General features: G+C 62.7%; 25 protein-coding genes. 15 read left to right on the top strand and 10 right to left on the bottom strand.

Annotated elements, in window-relative coordinates; genetic code table 11:
- Positions 1-6: 6 nt before the first annotated feature.
- The 6 genes from mnmE to hemE all read right to left on the bottom strand — a co-directional run bounded on the left by mnmE (position 7) and on the right by hemE (position 5,374).
- On the bottom strand, positions 7-1,320 hold the full coding sequence (gene mnmE, locus M0209_RS14320) for a tRNA uridine-5-carboxymethylaminomethyl(34) synthesis GTPase MnmE (protein ID WP_258888953.1): 1,314 nt from the start codon (positions 1,318-1,320) through the stop codon (positions 7-9).
- 140 nt (positions 1,321-1,460) lie between these two features.
- Positions 1,461-1,700, bottom strand: a complete 240-nt coding sequence (locus M0209_RS14315) for a DUF6489 family protein (RefSeq protein ID WP_258888952.1) — start codon at positions 1,698-1,700, stop codon at positions 1,461-1,463.
- 60 nt (positions 1,701-1,760) lie between these two features.
- Entirely contained in the window at positions 1,761-2,495 is a 735-nt protein-coding gene (locus M0209_RS14310) for a YjbE family putative metal transport protein (protein ID WP_258888951.1), read from the bottom strand.
- A gap of 22 nt (positions 2,496-2,517) precedes the next feature.
- On the bottom strand, positions 2,518-3,774 hold the full coding sequence (gene rho / locus M0209_RS14305; protein WP_258889655.1) for a transcription termination factor Rho: 1,257 nt from the start codon (positions 3,772-3,774) through the stop codon (positions 2,518-2,520).
- Between the two features lie 133 nt (positions 3,775-3,907).
- Entirely contained in the window at positions 3,908-4,366 is a 459-nt protein-coding gene (locus M0209_RS14300; protein WP_258888950.1) for a CopD family protein, read from the bottom strand.
- 3 nt (positions 4,367-4,369) lie between these two features.
- Complete coding sequence (hemE, locus tag M0209_RS14295) at positions 4,370-5,374, bottom strand: uroporphyrinogen decarboxylase (protein ID WP_258889654.1); 1,005 nt, start codon at positions 5,372-5,374, stop codon at positions 4,370-4,372.
- A 318-nt stretch (positions 5,375-5,692) separates the two neighbouring features.
- Between hemE and M0209_RS14290 the strand changes: the two genes are divergently transcribed.
- From M0209_RS14290 to M0209_RS14225, 14 genes are all read left to right on the top strand, one after another.
- Complete coding sequence (locus tag M0209_RS14290) at positions 5,693-6,508, top strand: pyruvate, water dikinase regulatory protein (RefSeq protein ID WP_258888948.1); 816 nt, start codon at positions 5,693-5,695, stop codon at positions 6,506-6,508.
- Complete coding sequence (locus M0209_RS14285) at positions 6,508-7,089, top strand: nucleoside triphosphate pyrophosphatase (RefSeq protein ID WP_258888946.1); 582 nt, start codon at positions 6,508-6,510, stop codon at positions 7,087-7,089. The genes M0209_RS14290 and M0209_RS14285 overlap by 1 nt, the downstream gene beginning before the upstream one ends.
- A complete protein-coding gene (locus M0209_RS14280) occupies positions 7,086-7,913 on the top strand; it encodes a shikimate dehydrogenase (protein WP_258888945.1) in 828 nt (275 codons plus the stop codon). Before M0209_RS14285 ends, M0209_RS14280 begins: the two co-directional genes overlap by 4 nt.
- Positions 7,910-8,503: a dephospho-CoA kinase gene (gene coaE, locus M0209_RS14275; protein ID WP_258888944.1), complete on the top strand. Its 594-nt coding sequence runs from the start codon at positions 7,910-7,912 to the stop codon at positions 8,501-8,503. The genes M0209_RS14280 and coaE overlap by 4 nt, the downstream gene beginning before the upstream one ends.
- Before the next feature lie 10 nt (positions 8,504-8,513).
- Positions 8,514-9,230, top strand: coding sequence for a DNA polymerase III subunit epsilon (gene dnaQ, locus M0209_RS14270; RefSeq protein WP_258888943.1), 717 nt, complete (start codon positions 8,514-8,516; stop codon positions 9,228-9,230).
- Positions 9,231-9,245: 15 nt separating this feature from the next.
- Positions 9,246-9,833, top strand: a complete 588-nt coding sequence (gene hpf / locus M0209_RS14265; RefSeq protein ID WP_258888942.1) for a ribosome hibernation-promoting factor, HPF/YfiA family — start codon at positions 9,246-9,248, stop codon at positions 9,831-9,833.
- Between the two features lie 48 nt (positions 9,834-9,881).
- Complete coding sequence (locus M0209_RS14260) at positions 9,882-10,349, top strand: PTS sugar transporter subunit IIA (protein WP_258888939.1); 468 nt, start codon at positions 9,882-9,884, stop codon at positions 10,347-10,349.
- On the top strand, positions 10,339-10,800 hold the full coding sequence (locus M0209_RS14255) for a PaaI family thioesterase (RefSeq protein WP_258888938.1): 462 nt from the start codon (positions 10,339-10,341) through the stop codon (positions 10,798-10,800). The genes M0209_RS14260 and M0209_RS14255 overlap by 11 nt, the downstream gene beginning before the upstream one ends.
- A gap of 7 nt (positions 10,801-10,807) precedes the next feature.
- A complete protein-coding gene (locus M0209_RS14250; RefSeq protein ID WP_258888936.1) occupies positions 10,808-11,149 on the top strand; it encodes a DUF1491 family protein in 342 nt (113 codons plus the stop codon).
- Positions 11,150-11,319: 170 nt separating this feature from the next.
- On the top strand, positions 11,320-11,961 hold the full coding sequence (locus M0209_RS14245; protein ID WP_258888935.1) for a cell wall hydrolase: 642 nt from the start codon (positions 11,320-11,322) through the stop codon (positions 11,959-11,961).
- 41 nt (positions 11,962-12,002) lie between these two features.
- Complete coding sequence (locus M0209_RS14240; protein ID WP_258888934.1) at positions 12,003-12,473, top strand: MmcB family DNA repair protein; 471 nt, start codon at positions 12,003-12,005, stop codon at positions 12,471-12,473.
- 62 nt (positions 12,474-12,535) lie between these two features.
- Entirely contained in the window at positions 12,536-12,871 is a 336-nt protein-coding gene (locus M0209_RS14235; protein ID WP_258888933.1) for a hypothetical protein, read from the top strand.
- A 47-nt stretch (positions 12,872-12,918) separates the two neighbouring features.
- Complete coding sequence (locus M0209_RS14230) at positions 12,919-13,209, top strand: nucleotidyltransferase family protein (protein WP_258888932.1); 291 nt, start codon at positions 12,919-12,921, stop codon at positions 13,207-13,209.
- Positions 13,206-13,553 carry a DUF86 domain-containing protein gene (locus M0209_RS14225; protein WP_258888931.1) on the top strand — a complete coding sequence of 116 codons (348 nt, stop codon included), beginning with the start codon at positions 13,206-13,208 and terminating at the stop codon, positions 13,551-13,553. Before M0209_RS14230 ends, M0209_RS14225 begins: the two co-directional genes overlap by 4 nt.
- A 334-nt stretch (positions 13,554-13,887) precedes the next feature.
- On the opposite strand, the gene M0209_RS14220 is transcribed toward M0209_RS14225, so the two are convergent.
- The 4 genes from M0209_RS14220 to M0209_RS14205 are packed head-to-tail and all read right to left on the bottom strand — an operon-like array spanning position 13,888 to position 16,445.
- Positions 13,888-14,742, bottom strand: coding sequence for a DUF2806 domain-containing protein (locus M0209_RS14220; protein WP_258888930.1), 855 nt, complete (start codon positions 14,740-14,742; stop codon positions 13,888-13,890).
- 3 nt (positions 14,743-14,745) lie between these two features.
- Positions 14,746-15,807: a ribonucleotide-diphosphate reductase subunit beta gene (locus tag M0209_RS14215; protein ID WP_258888929.1), complete on the bottom strand. Its 1,062-nt coding sequence runs from the start codon at positions 15,805-15,807 to the stop codon at positions 14,746-14,748.
- An 18-nt stretch (positions 15,808-15,825) separates the two neighbouring features.
- Positions 15,826-16,287 (bottom strand): hypothetical protein, encoded by a 462-nt coding sequence (locus M0209_RS14210; RefSeq protein WP_258888928.1) that lies wholly within the window; start codon positions 16,285-16,287, stop codon positions 15,826-15,828.
- Positions 16,254-16,445, bottom strand: a complete 192-nt coding sequence (locus M0209_RS14205; RefSeq protein WP_258888927.1) for a hypothetical protein — start codon at positions 16,443-16,445, stop codon at positions 16,254-16,256. The genes M0209_RS14210 and M0209_RS14205 overlap by 34 nt, the downstream gene beginning before the upstream one ends.
- An 85-nt stretch (positions 16,446-16,530) precedes the next feature.
- Between M0209_RS14205 and M0209_RS14200 the strand changes: the two genes are divergently transcribed.
- On the top strand, positions 16,531-16,800 hold the full coding sequence (locus M0209_RS14200; RefSeq protein ID WP_258888926.1) for a DUF2171 domain-containing protein: 270 nt from the start codon (positions 16,531-16,533) through the stop codon (positions 16,798-16,800).
- The last annotated feature ends 16 nt before the right edge of the window (positions 16,801-16,816 follow it).

Below are 16,816 nucleotides of genomic sequence, written 5' to 3'. Positions count from 1 at the left end.
TGAAACTCATTTCCCGATGCAGAAGCGACCGAACAGTGTGTCGAGCATCGCTTCGGTATCGGCGGCACCGGTAATGCGGTCGAGCGCGCGCATGGCGGCGCGGAGGTCTTCGGCGCGGAGCACATCGTCGCTCTGGACACTGGCGCCGGTCAAGGCGGTGCTGGCTGTGCGGATATGGGCCTGCTGGACCGTAGTCAGCGCGAGGCTACCGATAGCGGGGAGGAGGAGACTCGCGCGCTCGACGAGCAGCGCGATCAATGCAGTCATGTTGTTCCCGGTAACGGCGGACACATTGAGATCGGTCGGCAGGCGCGCGCCGCCGAGATCGCTCTTGGTCCCGATGCGAAGAACGTGATCGCCTGCAGGAGCCTCCGCCGGTTCGCCGAGCCATAGCAACACGTCGCTGCGCGCGATGGCAGCCTCGGCGCGCGAGATACCGATGGCTTCGATCGCGTCGTCCGTGGTGGCGCGCAATCCGGCCATGTCGACAAACACGACCGGCATGCCACCCAGGCTGACCGGCGTTTCGATGACGTCGCGGGTGGTGCCCGCGACCGGCGAGGCGATCGCGGCCTCGCGGCCAACCAACGCATTGAGAAGCGTGGATTTTCCGGCATTCGGCGGTCCGGCAATGCCGATCCGGACCCCGTCGCGGAGGCGTTCGGCGGGCGGGTTGGCAAGCGCCGCTCCGAGCTCGTCCGCCAACACGCCGCAATCCCGCCGCAGCCCCATGTCGCCGTTCCCGACATCGTCCTCATCGGCAAAATCGATCTGCGCCTCGGCGCGCGCGGCGAGCTGCAGCAGGCGCGCCTGCCAGCGTTCGACTTCGCGGCGCAGCCCGCCCTCGGCCAGCACCAACGCCGCCGTGCGCTGGCGTTCGGTTTCGGCGCTAAGGAGATCGGCAAGTCCTTCGACCTGGGTGAGATCGAGCCGCCCGTTCTCGAACGCGCGACGGGTAAAGGCGCCGGGTTCGGCGGAGTGCAAGCCGTCGATCTCCGACAACGCCGCCTCGACCGCCGAAACGACCGCGCGTCCGCCGTGCAGGTGCAGTTCGACCAGATCCTCGCCGGTCGCGGTGTGGGGTCCGGGGAACCAGAGAATGAGCGCGGTATCGAGCAACGCGCCGCTGTCGGGATGCCGCAACGGCCGCACCACAGCCATCCGCGGATCGGGCACGGCCCGACCGGAAAGCGCCGACAGCGCGTGCACCGCACGTGGCCCACTGACCCGAACAATCGCAATCGCCGAAGGCAATGCCCCGGTCGATCTTGCAAAGATGGTGGGTCGCTCCGTCACGACTTGGGACGCGCCGCAGGGCATCGGATTTGTTTCACACGAAGCTCACGAAGACGCGAAGGACGAAGAGCGAAGGAAAGGGGACGAACCTCTTTGTGCCTTCGTGAGCTTCGTGTGAACCACGCTCTGCTAAAACCGACCAAAAGCCTGCGGCGCAAAGGGTGCTATTTCTTGCCCGCACCCGTCACATTGTCGAACAGCTGGGTCCACATCTTCATGCCGGTTTCGCCCATCGGCATCCAGTTTTTCATCATGCCCTCCAGCGTGTCGCGGGACACGCCGCCGGTTTTCACCACGTCGAGCATCTGGCCGATATAGGCATCGTGCACCGGCGTCAGGTCGGGCAGCCCCATGAACCGCCGCGCTTCCTCGGGCGTGCAATCGACGTCGACGGTGATCTTCATGGGTTCGTCCCCTTCGCGCGCCGTTATGCGGGCAAGACGGACGGCCCGCAAGCCAGCCGCTCAGCCGCCGATCAGCGCCTGCGCCGTCGGCGCGAAGTCGTGCCAGCCGTCGTAGATCATCTTGCCCGCGACATAGATGATGATGATGAGGCCACCCCAGGCGATCCAGCGATAGCGCTCGATATATTTGGCGATGACGTTGGCCGCGATCCCCATCATGGCGACCGACAGGATCAGGCCGATGACCATGATGCCGGGGTGTTCGCGCGCCGCGCCCGCGACGGCGAGGACATTGTCGAGGCTCATCGAGACATCGGCGACCGCGACCGCCCAGGCGGCACTGGCGAAGCTCTTGGCGGGGCGGATGCCGCTATGCTCGTCGCCCGACACTTCGTCGGAACCGCCGGGCGCGCCCTTGGGCTGCAACTCGCGGTACATCTTCCACGCGACCCACAGCAGCAACAGGCCGCCGCCGAGGACAAGACCGTATTCCTTGAAGCGTTCGAGGCCGTAGAGCACCGCAACCGCGAACACGATCCGCAAGAGGAGCGCGGCGAGGATGCCGATCGCAATGACTTTCTTGCGCTGCTCGGGCGGCAGACCGGCTGCCAGCGCACCGACGATAATCGCATTGTCGCCCGCCAACGCGATGTCGAGCAGCACGACCGTGCCGAATGCCGTCATGGCCGACGCCGTGCCGATGTTCTGGAAGTCGGAGACGATATGGCTCCACAGCCACGACATCGACATGGGTTCGGTCGCGACGGCAGCGAGTATCGGCATAAGGGTCAGCATGGGGACGTAACGATCCCGGCGATCAAGAGTTCATCGAATCGAAGAAATCCTCGTTCGTCTTCGAGTCCTTCATCTTGTCGAGCAGGAATTCCATCGCGTCGGTGGTGCCCATCTGCATGAGGATGCGGCGCAGTACCCACATTTTCGAGAGCTTGTCCTTGGGCAACAGCAGTTCTTCCTTGCGGGTGCCCGACTTGCCGACGTCGAGCGCGGGGAAAATGCGCTTGTCCGCGACCTTGCGGTCGAGGACGATTTCGGAATTGCCGGTGCCCTTGAACTCTTCGAAGATGACTTCGTCCATGCGGCTGCCGGTGTCGATCAGCGCGGTCGCGATGATCGAGAGCGAACCGCCCTCCTCGATATTGCGCGCCGCACCGAAGAAGCGCTTCGGCCGTTGCAGCGCATTGGCATCGACGCCGCCGGTCAGCACCTTGCCCGACGACGGCACCACCGTGTTGTAGGCGCGGCCCAGACGCGTGATCGAATCGAGCAGGATGACAACGTCCTTCTTGTGCTCGACGAGGCGCTTGGCCTTTTCGATCACCATTTCAGCGACTTGAACGTGGCGCGTCGCGGGCTCGTCGAAGGTCGAGGAGACCACTTCGCCCTTCACGCTGCGCTGCATGTCGGTGACTTCCTCGGGCCGCTCGTCGACGAGCAGGACGATCAGGAACACTTCCGGATGGTTATCGGTGATGGCCTTGGCGATGTTTTGCAGCATCACCGTTTTGCCCACGCGCGGCGGGGCAACGATCAGCGTGCGCTGACCCTTGCCCTGGGGCGAGACGAGGTCGATGACACGCGCCGACTTGTCCTTGACGGTCGGGTCGAGCGTATCGAGGCTGAGTTTCGATTCAGGATAGAGCGGCGTCAGATTGTCGAAATTGACCCGGTGACGTACCGCTTCGGGGTCGTCGAAATTGACGGCGGTCAGCTTGGTCAGCGCGAAATAGCGTTCGCCGTCTTTGGGCCCGCGGATTTCGCCCTCGACGGTGTCGCCAGTGCGCAGGCCATGCTTGCGGACCTGATTGGGCGAGACATAAATATCGTCGGGGCCGGCGAGATAATTCGCTTCGGGCGAGCGCAGAAAGCCGAAACCGTCCTGCAGCACTTCGATGGTGCCGATGCCCATCACCTGTTCGCCGTTTTCGGCTTGCTCTTTCAGAATCGCGAACAGCAAATCCTGTTTGCGCAGTGTCGACGCGCTTTCGACGCCCAGCGATTCGGCCATCTCGACCAGATCGGCAGGCGATTTTTTCTTCAATTCTTTCAGATGGATCATGTGTATTTCCGGGAGATAGGCAACGCCGTAAAGGGTCGCGCGAGGACGCCGAGGACCGGCACTCGATGCAGCAGACAGGACGTCGCTGCTGGCGAGGATGTCGGCGCGAGCGGCACGAAAGTCAAGGCTTCTAGAACGGGCGGACGATCACCAGAATGACGATGACGATGGTGGCCAGGCTCGGAATCTCGTTGAGCAACCGCAATGTCCGGCCCGACGCCGTGCGCTGCCCCGCCGCCAGTTTGCGGGCGTAACCGACCATCCACATGTGGAACCAGGTGAGACCGACGACGCTCAGGAATTTCAGGCGGAACCACCATTCCCCCGATGCGCCAATGTTCACGATCAGCGTCAGACCCAGGGCCCAGACGGCGACCATCGCCGGATTCATGATGATGGCGATCAACCGCGCCTCGCGGTGCGCCCAGAGTTTTTCCTCCGCCGAACCGGGTGCCGCTTCCTGATGATAGACCAGGAATCGCGGCAGCATGAACAGACCCGCCATCCAGAAGATCACGAACACGACATGCGCGGCCTTGACCCACAGATAGGCCGATCCGAGCATACCGGTGCCGAACCAGTCGAACATGGTCTAGCGGCCCCGCACCTGCGCCAGCACGGCTTCGACATGGGCAATCGGCGTGTCGGGCACGATCCCGTGGCCAAGGTTGAAGATATGCGGGCGGCCCGAAAACGCTTTCAGGATGCGGTCAACAGCGTCGTGGAGTTGCGGCCCGCCCGTAACCAGCGACAGCGGATCGAGATTGCCTTGCACCGGCATGCCTGACGGCAATGACGCATGCGCCCATTCGGGATCGACCGTTTCGTCGACGCCGACCGCATCGACCCCGGTTTCGCGGGCATAGGCAGGCAGCTTGCCGCCGGCACCCTTGGGAAATCCGATGACAGGCGTGTCCGGATGCGATTGTTTGAGCGCGGCGACGATCTTCGCATTCGGCGCGATCACCATCTGCTCGAACTGGCGCGGTGACAGGCTCCCCGACCAGCTGTCGAACAGCTGCACCGCATCGGCCCCGGCGTCGATCTGCGCGCGGAGATAACCGATCGTCGTCTCTGCAATCGCATCGAGCAAGGCTGCGACACGCTCGGGCTCACGGTAGCTCAGCCGCCGCGCTTCGGCCTGTTCACGGCTCCCCTGCCCCGCGATCATATACGTCGCAACCGTCCAGGGGCTGCCCGCAAAGCCCAGCAGCGCCTTGTCAGGGGCCAGAGCCGCCTTGACCCCTGCAACCGTCCGGAACACCGGCTCGAGCCGCTCAGGCGCGGCTGTGAGGCTTTCCAGCAAGGTATCGAGCAGCTTGGGCGCCAATCGCGGGCCTTCGCCTTCCTCGAACCACAGATCCTGACCCATCGCATAAGGCACGACGAGGATGTCGGAAAACAGGATCGCCGCATCGAACCCGAACCGTTTCAGCGGTTGCAGGGTGACCTCGATCGCTGCTTCGACATCATAGACAAGGTCTAGAAAACCACCCTTTTCGGCGCGCAAGGCACGATATTCGGGGAGGTAGCGGCCCGCTTGACGCATAAACCATATCGGAGGCCGTTCGGTCGCTTCGCCGTTTAACACGGTCATGATCGGCACGTTTATCGGGTCGGCCAAGCGGTCTTCCTATCCTAGATTCTTAGAGAAGGTTGATGAGAGTTGATGGGCGTCGATTGACGGGGTTTATGCGGTGTTCGGGATTCTGCCAACAGTTTGACCCGTGGCGATCCGCAGATACCCGCCGATTCGCGCTGATTCGCACCCGTTATCCACATGTGCCCGGGCAAATGATGCGGCTGTGCATGACTCGGGGGAAAGGCATTCAGCCATCGGGGGCGATAACCCTGCCGGATTCCGCCCGCACCGCTGTCTTTGCGCTTTTCCCGCGACTTGTGCACAGGGGCCGGCGTGGCGCGGCTTCATCTCCATCTGCTGTCGGACTCGACCGGCGAAACGCTCGAAACCGTGGCCAAGGCCGCGCTGGCGCAGTTCGACGATGTCGAATCGATGAAGCATTTCTGGCCGATGGTCCGCAGCGAAGGCCATTTGCAGCGGATCATGGGCGATATCGGCAAACACCCCGGGTTGGTGCTGTTCACGTTGGCCAACCATAGTTTGCGGCGCAAGCTCGAGGATATGTGCGCGGCGGCCGGGTTGCCCGCTCTCGCGCCGCTCGACGCCGTCACCGATACGCTGTCGTCGATGCTCGGCCAACAGATGACCGCGCGGGTCGGCGGACAGCATACGCTCGACGCGGCCTATTTTGCGCGCGTCGATGCGATCCAGTTCACCATTGCGCACGACGACGGTATCGGCTGGGAGAATTGGGAACAGGCCGACATCGTGCTGGCCGGCGTCAGCCGGACCTCGAAGACGCCGACATCGATCTATCTCGCCAATCGCGGCTACAAGACCGCAAACATCCCTATCGTTGTCGAATCGCCGCCGCCCGAGCTGCTTTACGACCTCAAAAATCCGCTGGTCGTCGGTCTCGTCACCAGCGCCGACCGGTTGATCCAGATCCGCCGCAACCGGTTGCTGTCGCTTAACCAGGCCCCCGAAACCGATTATGTCGACGAGGATAAAGTCGCGGCAGAGCTGGCGTACGCGCGGCGGATGTTTGCCGACAATGCCTGGCCGGTGATCGACATGACGCGGCGGTCGATCGAGGAAGCAGCGGCCGCAATCATCAACCTGTGCAACGAACGGCGCGGCACCGTCTGATGCTGGTGCTGGCGTCGACCAGCGCGTCACGGCGCGCGATGCTGAGTGCGGCAGGGGTTGTGCACGAGGCCGTGTCGCCGGGCGTCGACGAGGACGCGGCGAAAGCGGCGCTCAGGCATCTCGACGGGCGCGGGCTGGCCGATGCGCTTGCCGAACTCAAAGCCGTCAAAATCTCGTCGCGCCGTCCCGGCGACCTCGTTCTTGGCTGCGATTCGACGGTCCAGCGCGACGATGGGTTGCTGATCGACAAGCCGGGCGAAGGGCTGGCTGAACAATTGCGCGCGCTATCGGGCCGCACGCACCGGCTGCACAGCGCAGTTGTCGCAGCGGAGAATGGCGTGCCGGTGTGGCGGCACGTTGCCCGGGCGACGATGACGATGCGCGCACTGTCGGACGATTTCATCGCCGGGTACGTCCTGCGCGAGGGCACGGCTGTCGCGGGCTGCGTCGGCGGTTACCGGATCGAGGGCGCGGGCGTGCAGCTGTTCGACCGCATCGACGGCGACCACTGGACGATCATGGGCCTGCCGCTGCTGCCGCTGCTTGGCTGGTTGCGCGTGCGGGGCATGCTGGCGTCATGACGCGGCCCTATGCCGAGGTCATCGGCGACCCGATCGCCCAGTCGAAGTCGCCGGTCATTCACAATTTCTGGCTGGAGAAGCTCGGCATCGATGCCGAATACCGCCGTTGTCAGGTGCGTCCGGACGAGCTCACCGATTATTTCGTCCAAAGGCGGGGCGATGCCGCCTGGCGAGGGTGCAACGTTACGATGCCGCACAAGCTCGCAGTAATGGATCTGGTGAGCGACCTGTCCCCGCTTGCGCGAAGGGTGGGAGCCGCGAACGTCGTCATTCCCCAGGACCTTGGGCTGGCGGCGGGCAATACCGATGCGACGGGATTTGCCGAGCCACTGGCCGGCAGGCGTTTCGACCATGCCATTGTCGTCGGGGCGGGCGGGGCCGCGCGTGCCGTGCTCGCGGCGCTGGCGGGACGGGCGACATGGATCACGATCCTCAACCGTGATGCCGACAAGGCGCAGGCGCTGCTCGACGAGCTCGTCCCTGCGGGCGCTGCGACCGCGCTCGACGGCACGATCGACCAGCCTGCCGACCTTCTCGTCAACGCCTCATCGCTCGGCATGGCGGGTCAGCCCGACCTGCCCGATCTTGAGCGGCATGTCATGCCGGATGGGCTGGTTTACGATCTTGTCTATGCGCCGCTCGAAACGCCGCTCCTGAAGGCGGCACGCGCTCGGGGTCTGGCGACCATCGACGGGCTGGAGATGCTGATCGGTCAGGCCGGCGAGGCTTTCGAGCGTTTTTTCGGGGCACCTGCGCCGCGCCAGTACGACGCCGAGCTCCGCGTGTTGCTTACCCCGGATCGGGGTCCGCGGCAGGCCTTATGAAAACCGTCGGCCTCACCGGCTCCATCGGCATGGGCAAATCGACCGTTGCGGCGATGCTGCGCGACCTCGGCGTACCGGTGTTCGATGCCGATGCGGCGGTGCATGAATTGCAGGGTCCGGGCGGGCGACTCGTCGCTGAAATCGAATCCGCCTTTCCGGGCACCACCGGGGCGATGGGCGTGGATCGCCAGAAGCTCGGCGCGCTGGTGCTCGGTGACGATGCAGCGCTCGCCCGGCTGGAGGGTATCGTCCATCCGGCAGTGGCGGCGGACCGGGCCGCTTTCCTTGCCGCGCACGCCGATGCACCGCTCGTTGTGTTCGACATCCCGCTCCTGTTCGAAAAGGGCGGCGCGCAGGCGCTCGAGAGCGTGATCGTGGTGTCCGCCCTGCCCGAGATCCAGCGCACCCGCGTCCTAGCCCGCCCTGGCATGACACCCGAAAAATTCGACTCGATCCTCGCGCGCCAGCTGCCCGATGCCGAAAAGCGCGCACGCGCCGATCATGTCATCGACACCGGCGCGCCGCTCGACGCCACGCGCGCGCAGGTTGCAGAGGTCGTCGCTTGTATCTTGGGACGCGAAGGCCGATAGTCGGGTCTCAATGCGCGAAATCGTCTTCGATACCGAGACAACGGGCCTCGACCCCAACCAGGGCGACCGGATCGTCGAGATCGGCTGCATCGAGCTGGTAAACCGGTGCGAGACCGGCAACACCTTCCACGCCTATTTCAACCCGCAGATGGCGATGCCGAGCATTGCCGAACAGATCCACGGCCTGAGCGATGCATTCCTCGCCGACAAGCCGCTGTTCGAGGATGTGGTGGAGGATTTGCTCGATTTCATCGGCGACGATCCGCTGATCGCGCACAATGCGATGTTCGACTACGGGTTTCTGAACGCCGAGCTCGGGGGTTGCGGGCGGCTGCATCTGCAGCGGTCTCGGATCGTCGACACGCTCGCGATCTCGAAAACGCGTCACCCGGGGGCCAAGCACAGCCTCGACGCGCTGTGCACCCGTTACGGCATCGACCGCAGCCACCGCGTCCAGCACGGTGCCCTGCTCGACGCGCAATTGCTCGCGCAGGTCTATGTCGAGCTGACCGGTGGGCGGCAGATCGGCCTCGACATGGCCGGACCCGAGCCGATCCGCCCGGCAGTCGCGGCATTGATGCCGTCGTCACCGGTTTCAGGCCGTCGTCCGCGCCCGCACCGGCCGTCCGAGGGAGACATTGTCCGCCACCGTGCGTTTGTCGCGACGCTGACCGATCCGGTCTGGGCGTCAGGCGACGACTGGGTGGCGGCGGAAGTGGTTCAGTAGCAAGGAGAAGTCGACATGGACATTCGTGTTTCCGGGCATCAGGTCGCCACTGGCGAAGCGCTCCGCACCCATGTCGACACCCGCATGCAGGGCATTGCCAGCAAATATTTCGCGCGCGCCATCGGTGCCAATGTGACGCTGGGTAAAGGGCCGCATGACAACGGCTTTTCGTGCGACATTGTCGCGCATGTCATGCACGGCGTGATCCTGAAGGGGCACGCGACCGCGATGGAGGCGCATCCCGCCTTCGATGCGGCGGCCGAAAAGATCGAGCGCCAGCTGCGTCGCTATGTCCGCCGGTTGAAGGACCATAACGGCCCCGCCGCGCCCAATGGCGATGCGCTGGCAGGAGCGGTCCCCGACAATGCCCGCTACACCGTGTTCGAAGCCGACGAGGCCGAGGAAGTCGCGAGCGACCACCCCGTGGTGGTGGCCGAGACGCGGGTCGATGTGCCCGAGGCGAGCGTGTCCGACGCGGTGATGATGCTGGACCTGCGCAACACCAATGCGCTGATGTTCAGGAACGCGGGCACCGGCGCATTCAACATGGTCTACCGGCGCGGAGACGGCACCATCGGCTGGGTCGAGCCCTTGCTTAACTGACCGATTTGGGAAAAGGGGCGCGTCAACACGTCTTCATCCGGAACATCTATGACCGAACTTTCCCACTTCTTCGCGCCCGGCGCGGTGGTGGCCGCTTTGCCTGTGTCGGGCAAAAAGCCGCTTTTTCAGTCGCTCGGGCAATTGGCCGAGCAGGTTTACGGGATCGACCAGCAAAAAGTCGTCGAGCGGCTGACCGAGCGCGAGCGACTCGGCTCGACGGGGTTCGGTGCCGGCGTCGCGATCCCGCACGGCAAGATCGACGGGTTGGACAAGGTCATCGCGATTTTCGCGCAGCTTGCCCAACCTATCGATTTCGCGGCGGTCGATGACATGCCGGTCGATCTCGTCTTCATGTTGCTGTCGCCGGTCGATGCCGGGGCGGATCATCTGAAGGCGCTGGCCCAGGTCAGCCGCGCGCTGCGCGACCGCGCTTTTGTTGCGAAACTGCGCGGGGCGTCTTCGGACGATGCGCTGGGGGTGCTGTTCGAGGGCGGCGAAACGCGGGATGCCGCCTGAGCCGGCCTCGCAAGGTGCGGCCGCGCACCACCGCGCGCTCGAATCGCTCTACGCTGCCGCGCCGATCAACCGCCTGTTCCCCTCGACGCTCAGCATCACTGGCGAGGGGACAGCGACGATCCGTTTCGATGTCGGCGAGAATGTCTATCACGCGGGCGGCGCGGTGCACGGCACGGCCTATTTCAAGATGCTCGACGATGCGGCCTTCTATGCCGCGAACAGCCTGGTCACCGACCGCTTCCTGCTGACCACCGCCTTCAACCTGTTGTTCACCCGGCCCCTGAAACAAGGGCCGGTGGTTGCCGAGGGGCGGTGGATCAGCGGGCGGCGGCGGGTGTTCGTGGCCGAAGCGCGGCTGGTCGACGCCGATGGCGAGGAAGTCGCGCGCGGCACCGGCACCTTCATGCGCTCGCAAATCGCGCTGTCGACCCTCCCCGGCTACGCCCGATGAGCCTGACATGACGGCACGCCTGACCAGCGCGATGCTGGTGTCGGCGCTGGTCCGGCGGGTGGGGGCCGAAGGCGGCAATGCCGTGGTGGTTGCGAAGGGCGATGCGACGGCGGGGTCTATCCTGCTGATTTGTCTCGACAAAGGTGTGCGGACGGCGTTCCGCGAGCGCCTGCTGGGGGTCGATGGCGGCTATGGCTGGGCCGAGGTGGGACCGAAGCCGGACGCCGATTACGAAGAGGTCGAGTCGTGGCTTTCCCGTCGCCGCGCGCGTGACCCCGACCTGTGGATCGTCGAACTGGACATCCCGAATGCAGAACGCTTCGCCGCCGAAACGAGTGGCGACGATTGACTTTTTGCAGTGCAGCATTCTAGGCAAAATCCATAAACGCGCAGTCGTGTCGATCTGGGTTTGCAAAGTAAGAGCGAACCGCCGCACGCCGTACGCAGTCGGAAGGGCCGACCGGGGCATTTGTTTCTCGCCCGGCTTATGGTCGCCCAGCCGCATAGTGCAGATTGTAGATGTTCGATTTTCTCCGGGTTGCAGGTCTTGCAACCCTTGCGCTCGGTGCCGCTGGGGCATCGGGTGAACTTCCGGCGGTCGCCAAAACCGCCTTTTCGGTTCAGGCCGTGACCACAGATCCGCTGCCTGCCGCCCCGGTAACGCTGCCGCTGCCCGAAGATGTCCGGGCCCAGGCCGAAGTCGAAGCCGTTACGCCCGCTCTTGTGCCTGCTATCGAGGAGCCCCGCGCCGAATCGCTGGCCGCGTTGGTGCGCCGCCACGCCGGGGGCGAAACCGCCGACCGCGAACAGAATTGCCTGGCGACCGCCATTTACTTCGAGTCGAAGGGCGAACCGCTCGACGGCCAGCTTGCCGTGGCAAATGTCATCCTGAACCGCGCTCAATCGGGCCGCTTTGCCTCGACCATCTGCGGTGTCGTGCTTCAGCGGGGCCAATTCTCGTTCGTGCGCGGCGGTGCCTTGCCCGTGATTTCGCGCGACAATGGCAACTGGCGCACGGCGGTTGCCATTGCCAAGATCGCACAGGACGACCTGTGGGATTCGTCGACCGAAAACGCCCTGTACTTCCACGCCCGCCGCGTTGCGCCGGGCTGGCGGATGGCGCGGGTCGGGACGATCGGCAACCACGTCTTCTACCGTTGAATTCAGCTTGCATCGTTCTTGGCCTGTTCTAGGTTGAGGCGATGCTCGCCACGCCTCAGGACCGGCTGATCGCCGCCCATGTCGTGCGCGGCACGACGCGGCTGCTCGCGCGCGAGGACTGCCTGGCGGTGGCCGAAGTGGCGCTCGGCAACGGGCGTCGCGCCGATCTGATGGGCCTGTGTCCCCGGGGGCTGGTAACGATCGTCGAGGTAAAGGTGTCGCGTGCCGACCTGCTCGGCGATGCGAAATGGACCGAGTATCTCGACTATTGCGACCGGTTTTTCTGGGCGATTCCCGCCGGGTTCGACGCGGCGCTGCTCGACCGGCCCGAATTGCTGCCCGAACGCGCCGGGCTGATCGTCGCCGACCGTTACGATGCGGCCATCGTCCGCGCGCCCGAACAGGTGCCGCTGGCCGCATCGCGCCGCCGCGCCGAAACCCTGCGCTTCGCCCGCCGCGCCGCCCGCCGCCTGATCGGCGACCTCGACGACTCAGCAATGCCCTCGCTGTAACGGTTGCGGCACGATGTAGCGTCTGCTACATATCGTGCGAATGTTGGCGACGGGAGCGCACAATGACCGGATTCCGGACCTACCTCGTTGCGATGGGACTGGCGATCTTCCTCTACACCGCCGTCGTCATCGCGAACCACGGCCCCGATCTGTTGCCGGTGTTCTTCGGCGACATGGCCAAGATGGCCTGGCCCGGCCAGTTCAACCTCGACTTCATGTTCATGCTGACCTTGTCGGCGCTATGGGTCGCATGGCGGCACGGGTTCAGTGCAGGCGGCCTCGCCCTCGCCTTCCTTGCCGCGATGCTCGGCTCGGCGTTTCTGAGCGTGTATTTGCTGGTCGTCAGCTTTCAGGTGAAGGGGGATGTGCGGGCACTATTGTTGGGGGTGCGGGCGTAGGTCGCGGCTGCCTTGCGACATCACCGTAACCGCAATATCCTCTTGGCATGATCTCGGCTGCCGCTCTCGACCCCCATCGCACCGCTGTTCGCGCGCTGGCCGACCGCTACCGCACCGCGAACCCGCGCGTTTTCGGGTCGGTGCTGCACGACCGTGCCACAGCGGACAGCGATATCGATATTCTCGTCGATGCCTTACCGGGTGCGACGCTGTTCGATCTGGGCGGCTTGCAGGTCGAGTTGCAGGAACTCCTCGGCGTTCCTGTCGATCTGCTGACCGCGGACGACCTGCCGCCCCGGTTTCGTGATAGCGTGCTCGCCGAAGCCCGCCCGATATGAGCGTACCGCCGCCGGGCGAACTCGTCGGCCATATGCGCGAGGCGGCAGAACAGGCGTGTCTCTATATCGAAGGGTTGGATAAGGACGATTTTCTTGAGGACAAGCGGACTCAGCAAGCGGTCATCCTCAACCTGATCATTCTCGGCGAAGCGGCGACCAAGCTCATGGACCGCTACCCCGCCATCGCCGACGCCAACCCGGCGATCCCGTGGAAAAGCATGCGCGGCATGCGAAACCGAATTGCCCATGGCTACTACGACATCAATCTCGATGTGGTGTGGGACACGGTCTCGACGGCACTGCCGGAATTAATTGTCGTGTTGGGCGAGGCGGACGGATTGTAACGGTACGCTTGCCACGCAGCACGACTGTTTTCCGCAGTCGGCCAAATACTGCTGAGTCTTGTCGTGAGTACTAACCTGCAATAGGCTCAGCGAATGAGCGCGACCTACGACCACCCACCTGAGTCGACAAGGGCGCGCTACGTCATCCGATTTCAGCGAGCGGCGCGTGACGCCGGAACATTGGCACCATATTTCGATAGCGACAATTTGGGCGATGCGACCCGCCAGCTTAAGGATGCCTATCGCCTATCGACGCGGAATTGTCGGTATTGGATCGAGATTGTGTATCAATGACGTAATTATCGATGTTCTAATTAAATTGAAGTGCAGTATTTTAGATAAAGTTTCCTACTGTCGCTCCCCCAGCTCGCCATTTATCTAAGATGTAATCGAGCACTTCCTGATCATACACCAGTGAGCACATAGCCATTATCTGAGAACCTGCAATCGTTAAGCGAACCTGACCCATTTGAATCTTTTTTTCAGAATTCAGTGTAACAATTACTAATCGATTCGAATATGTCATAGGGATTTCTTGGGTTTTTGCATTAACCTCAAAACCAGCTATATGATTGAAATCCAATAGTCCCAGATCACTTAGATCTGAAAGATACTCAAAATCTATCCCATTTTTACCAAAAATAGGATTTTCTAGATCGTCTACAAACACCATCAATCTGTTACCGATAGAAAAACAGAATCGAGTCAGTTTCTGAAAATTTGCTGCTTCTGTTCTTCCCAACGTTGACAATAGGTCAATTGTCTTTTTATTATAACTTCCGGGATGATTGGCTTCTCCTGCTAGTATCGCTGACCAAATTCTTTGCATTTCACTATCGGATACATTTCGACACCGAGCAAAGAACTCGGTTAGCCAATCCTCCTCGATATCCTGTGGGCGCGCGCTCTCTGAGACAAACTCTGTTGCCTGAGCAGTTATTGATTCAATGTTTTCCTGCCGACGCCCCTCTTCTTTGACCAACCGCTGAATCGCTCGTTGCTCAACTTCAGTTACTTCAATCCGCGCCTCCGCCCGTGCGATATCTGCACGGCCTTCCGCGCGAGCAATACGTTCGATCTGCCAAGGCCTCGCGATCCCTCCCACGGCGTCGGAAACCCGCTCAATTAATATCTCGACCGGCTTGGCGAGTGCGCCGAGGTTTAGATTGATCAACGAGCCTTCGGACATACTCTATTCCGCCGCCACGCTCGTCACCCCGAACATGTCGACCTCGCTCACCCCGACATCCTCGTTTGCCGCCGCGTTCGCCGCTTTCGCCCCCTTACGGGCGTCGAAGCTGCCCCAGACGTCGCCCCAATTGCCACGCGTTGCTGCCTTCGAATATTCGGTCGCGCGGGTTTCGAAGAAGTTGGCGTGCTCGACCCCGTTGAGCAGCGGCGCGAGCCACGGCAGGGGGTGTTCGTCGATCATGAACATCGGCTTGAAGCCCATCTGGTCGAGCCGCCAGTCGGCGATGAAGCGGACGTATTTCTTGATGTCCTTGGCGGTCATGCCGGAGACAGGACCATCGGCGAAGGCGAGGTCGATGAACGCATCCTCCAGCCGCACCGTCGTCTGGCAGCAGTCGAGAATGTCGTCCTTCACGGCCTTGGTCAGGCACTGGCGTTCGGCGCAAAAGGCGTGGAACAGCTTGATGATCCCCTCGCAATGCAGGCTTTCGTCGCGCACCGACCAGCTGACGATCTGCCCCATGCCCTTCATCTTGTTGAAGCGCGGGAAGTTCATCAGCATCGCAAACGACGCGAACAGCTGAAGCCCCTCGGTGAAGCCGCCGAACATCGCGAGCGTTCGCGCGATATCCTCATCGCTGTCGACGCCGAAGGTGCCGAGATAATCGTGCTTGGCCTTCATTTCCTCATATTGGAGGAACATGCCGTATTCGCTTTCGGGCATGCCGATGGTGTCGAGCAGGTGCGAATACGCCGCGATATGCACCGTTTCCATATTGCTGAACGCGGCCAGCATCATCTTGATCTCGGTCGGCTTGAACACGCGGCCGTAATGTTCGTGATAGCAATTCTGCACCTCGACATCGGCCTGGGTGAAGAAGCGGAAGATCTGCGTCAGCAGGTTGCGCTCGTGATCGGTCAGCTTCTGCGCCCAGTCGCGGCAATCCTCGCCCAAAGGCACTTCCTCGGGCATCCAGTGAATCTGCTGCTGGCGTTTCCAGAAGTCATAGGCCCACGGATATTCGAAGGGCTTGTACTGGTTGCGCGCGACGGTGAGGGACATGAGGTTTACTCCGGACAGCTATTTTTTAAGAGGAACATCGACGACGGTAAGACGAGGCTCGCCCCCACTGTAGACATGAAACCAAAACGCCTTTTGTGACGGTTTTGCAGCAGGAGCGAACTTCATACGCATGGCAGAGATTTCGCAGAACCGTTCGGCAAGCCCAGGCGTATCATTAGTTGCCAGCACTTCGCACAACCCGGGCATCCCTTCCTTCGAGACGCTCAACAGAAGTAACGAACTTTTGGTTTGCGCTAGGGGAGTCGTGGGGCGCCCGTCGCCGGGAGAGGGTGGCGCACTCGGTATCATAAACCAAGCAGGCAGATACAGTCCGAGCTTTGCCATCCGCTGGAAAGGATCATTTATCATATGCTTGACGCCCTGAGCATAGGCGTCGGGCGTGAAAAAGCTGAAGGCAACCAATATTGCCATCAGCGAAAACAGGCTCAGCTTGCGGCGTCCCAGCTGTGGAGCGTCCACGCGTACGCAATCAGGATTATTGCCGCTGCGGCCAGCATCGTTGCCGCGATCCGGTGACGATAGATCGCGGCTTCGGTCCGCGCCCGGCGCCGGACCAGCCATATCGACCCCGCCGTACACAGCAGCGCGACGAGCGCCATCAACAGGGGTGCAGTCATCCCGGGGTCCTTCGCATGGCATCGCTGCACCCAATGGCGCGCCAATGCGTTGGGTTCCCGTCACCCCCGCAAAGGAGTTATTTTCATGGTCGATCTTTCCCGGATCAAGGAACATGACGAAGTCATCGGCGCCGATGGCGTCCATGTCGGCACCGTCGACCACGTTGACGGCCACCGCATCAAGCTGACCAAGGCCGACAGCGGTGCCGAGGTTGTCGAAGGCAGCGGAGGCCATTCCGGACATCACCATTATATCTCGACCGGGCTGATTGCTGGCGTCGAGGACGGCAAGGTCCGCTTGTCCGCCAACGCCGATGTGGCGATTACGTTCGAGGAAGAAGAACAGGACGGCTGAACCGCCTGCCCACGAC

The organism is Sphingomonas sp. SUN039, from assembly GCF_024758725.1.
Classification (GTDB): domain Bacteria; phylum Pseudomonadota; class Alphaproteobacteria; order Sphingomonadales; family Sphingomonadaceae; genus Sphingomonas_O.
The sequence above is the reverse complement of the archived record's forward strand: the minus strand, read 5'-3'. Positions and strand labels throughout refer to the sequence as shown.

Bases quoted from the DNA above. Each gene is read 5' to 3' on its own strand.
- M0209_RS14255 (WP_258888938.1), top strand. From the start codon at position 10,339: ATGCCGCCTGAGCCGGCCTCGCAAGGTGCGGCCGCGCACCACCGCGCG.
- M0209_RS14230 (WP_258888932.1), top strand. From the start codon at position 12,919: ATGATCTCGGCTGCCGCTCTCGACCCCCATCGCACCGCTGTTCGCGCG.
- M0209_RS14240 (WP_258888934.1), top strand. From the start codon at position 12,003: ATGCTCGCCACGCCTCAGGACCGGCTGATCGCCGCCCATGTCGTGCGC.
- M0209_RS14200 (WP_258888926.1), top strand. From the start codon at position 16,531: ATGGTCGATCTTTCCCGGATCAAGGAACATGACGAAGTCATCGGCGCC.
- M0209_RS14235 (WP_258888933.1), top strand. From the start codon at position 12,536: ATGACCGGATTCCGGACCTACCTCGTTGCGATGGGACTGGCGATCTTC.
- M0209_RS14250 (WP_258888936.1), top strand. From the start codon at position 10,808: ATGACGGCACGCCTGACCAGCGCGATGCTGGTGTCGGCGCTGGTCCGG.
- M0209_RS14285 (WP_258888946.1), top strand. From the start codon at position 6,508: ATGCTGGTGCTGGCGTCGACCAGCGCGTCACGGCGCGCGATGCTGAGT.
- dnaQ (WP_258888943.1), top strand. From the start codon at position 8,514: ATGCGCGAAATCGTCTTCGATACCGAGACAACGGGCCTCGACCCCAAC.
- M0209_RS14220 (WP_258888930.1), bottom strand. From the start codon at position 14,742: ATGTCCGAAGGCTCGTTGATCAATCTAAACCTCGGCGCACTCGCCAAG.
- M0209_RS14310 (WP_258888951.1), bottom strand. From the start codon at position 2,495: ATGCTGACCCTTATGCCGATACTCGCTGCCGTCGCGACCGAACCCATG.
- M0209_RS14260 (WP_258888939.1), top strand. From the start codon at position 9,882: ATGACCGAACTTTCCCACTTCTTCGCGCCCGGCGCGGTGGTGGCCGCT.
- M0209_RS14300 (WP_258888950.1), bottom strand. From the start codon at position 4,366: ATGTTCGACTGGTTCGGCACCGGTATGCTCGGATCGGCCTATCTGTGG.
- M0209_RS14225 (WP_258888931.1), top strand. From the start codon at position 13,206: ATGAGCGTACCGCCGCCGGGCGAACTCGTCGGCCATATGCGCGAGGCG.
- M0209_RS14215 (WP_258888929.1), bottom strand. From the start codon at position 15,807: ATGTCCCTCACCGTCGCGCGCAACCAGTACAAGCCCTTCGAATATCCG.
- mnmE (WP_258888953.1), bottom strand. From the start codon at position 1,320: ATGCCCTGCGGCGCGTCCCAAGTCGTGACGGAGCGACCCACCATCTTT.
- coaE (WP_258888944.1), top strand. From the start codon at position 7,910: ATGAAAACCGTCGGCCTCACCGGCTCCATCGGCATGGGCAAATCGACC.
- M0209_RS14280 (WP_258888945.1), top strand. From the start codon at position 7,086: ATGACGCGGCCCTATGCCGAGGTCATCGGCGACCCGATCGCCCAGTCG.
- M0209_RS14205 (WP_258888927.1), bottom strand. From the start codon at position 16,445: ATGACTGCACCCCTGTTGATGGCGCTCGTCGCGCTGCTGTGTACGGCG.
- M0209_RS14315 (WP_258888952.1), bottom strand. From the start codon at position 1,700: ATGAAGATCACCGTCGACGTCGATTGCACGCCCGAGGAAGCGCGGCGG.
- M0209_RS14245 (WP_258888935.1), top strand. From the start codon at position 11,320: ATGTTCGATTTTCTCCGGGTTGCAGGTCTTGCAACCCTTGCGCTCGGT.
- hemE (WP_258889654.1), bottom strand. From the start codon at position 5,374: ATGACCGTGTTAAACGGCGAAGCGACCGAACGGCCTCCGATATGGTTT.
- hpf (WP_258888942.1), top strand. From the start codon at position 9,246: ATGGACATTCGTGTTTCCGGGCATCAGGTCGCCACTGGCGAAGCGCTC.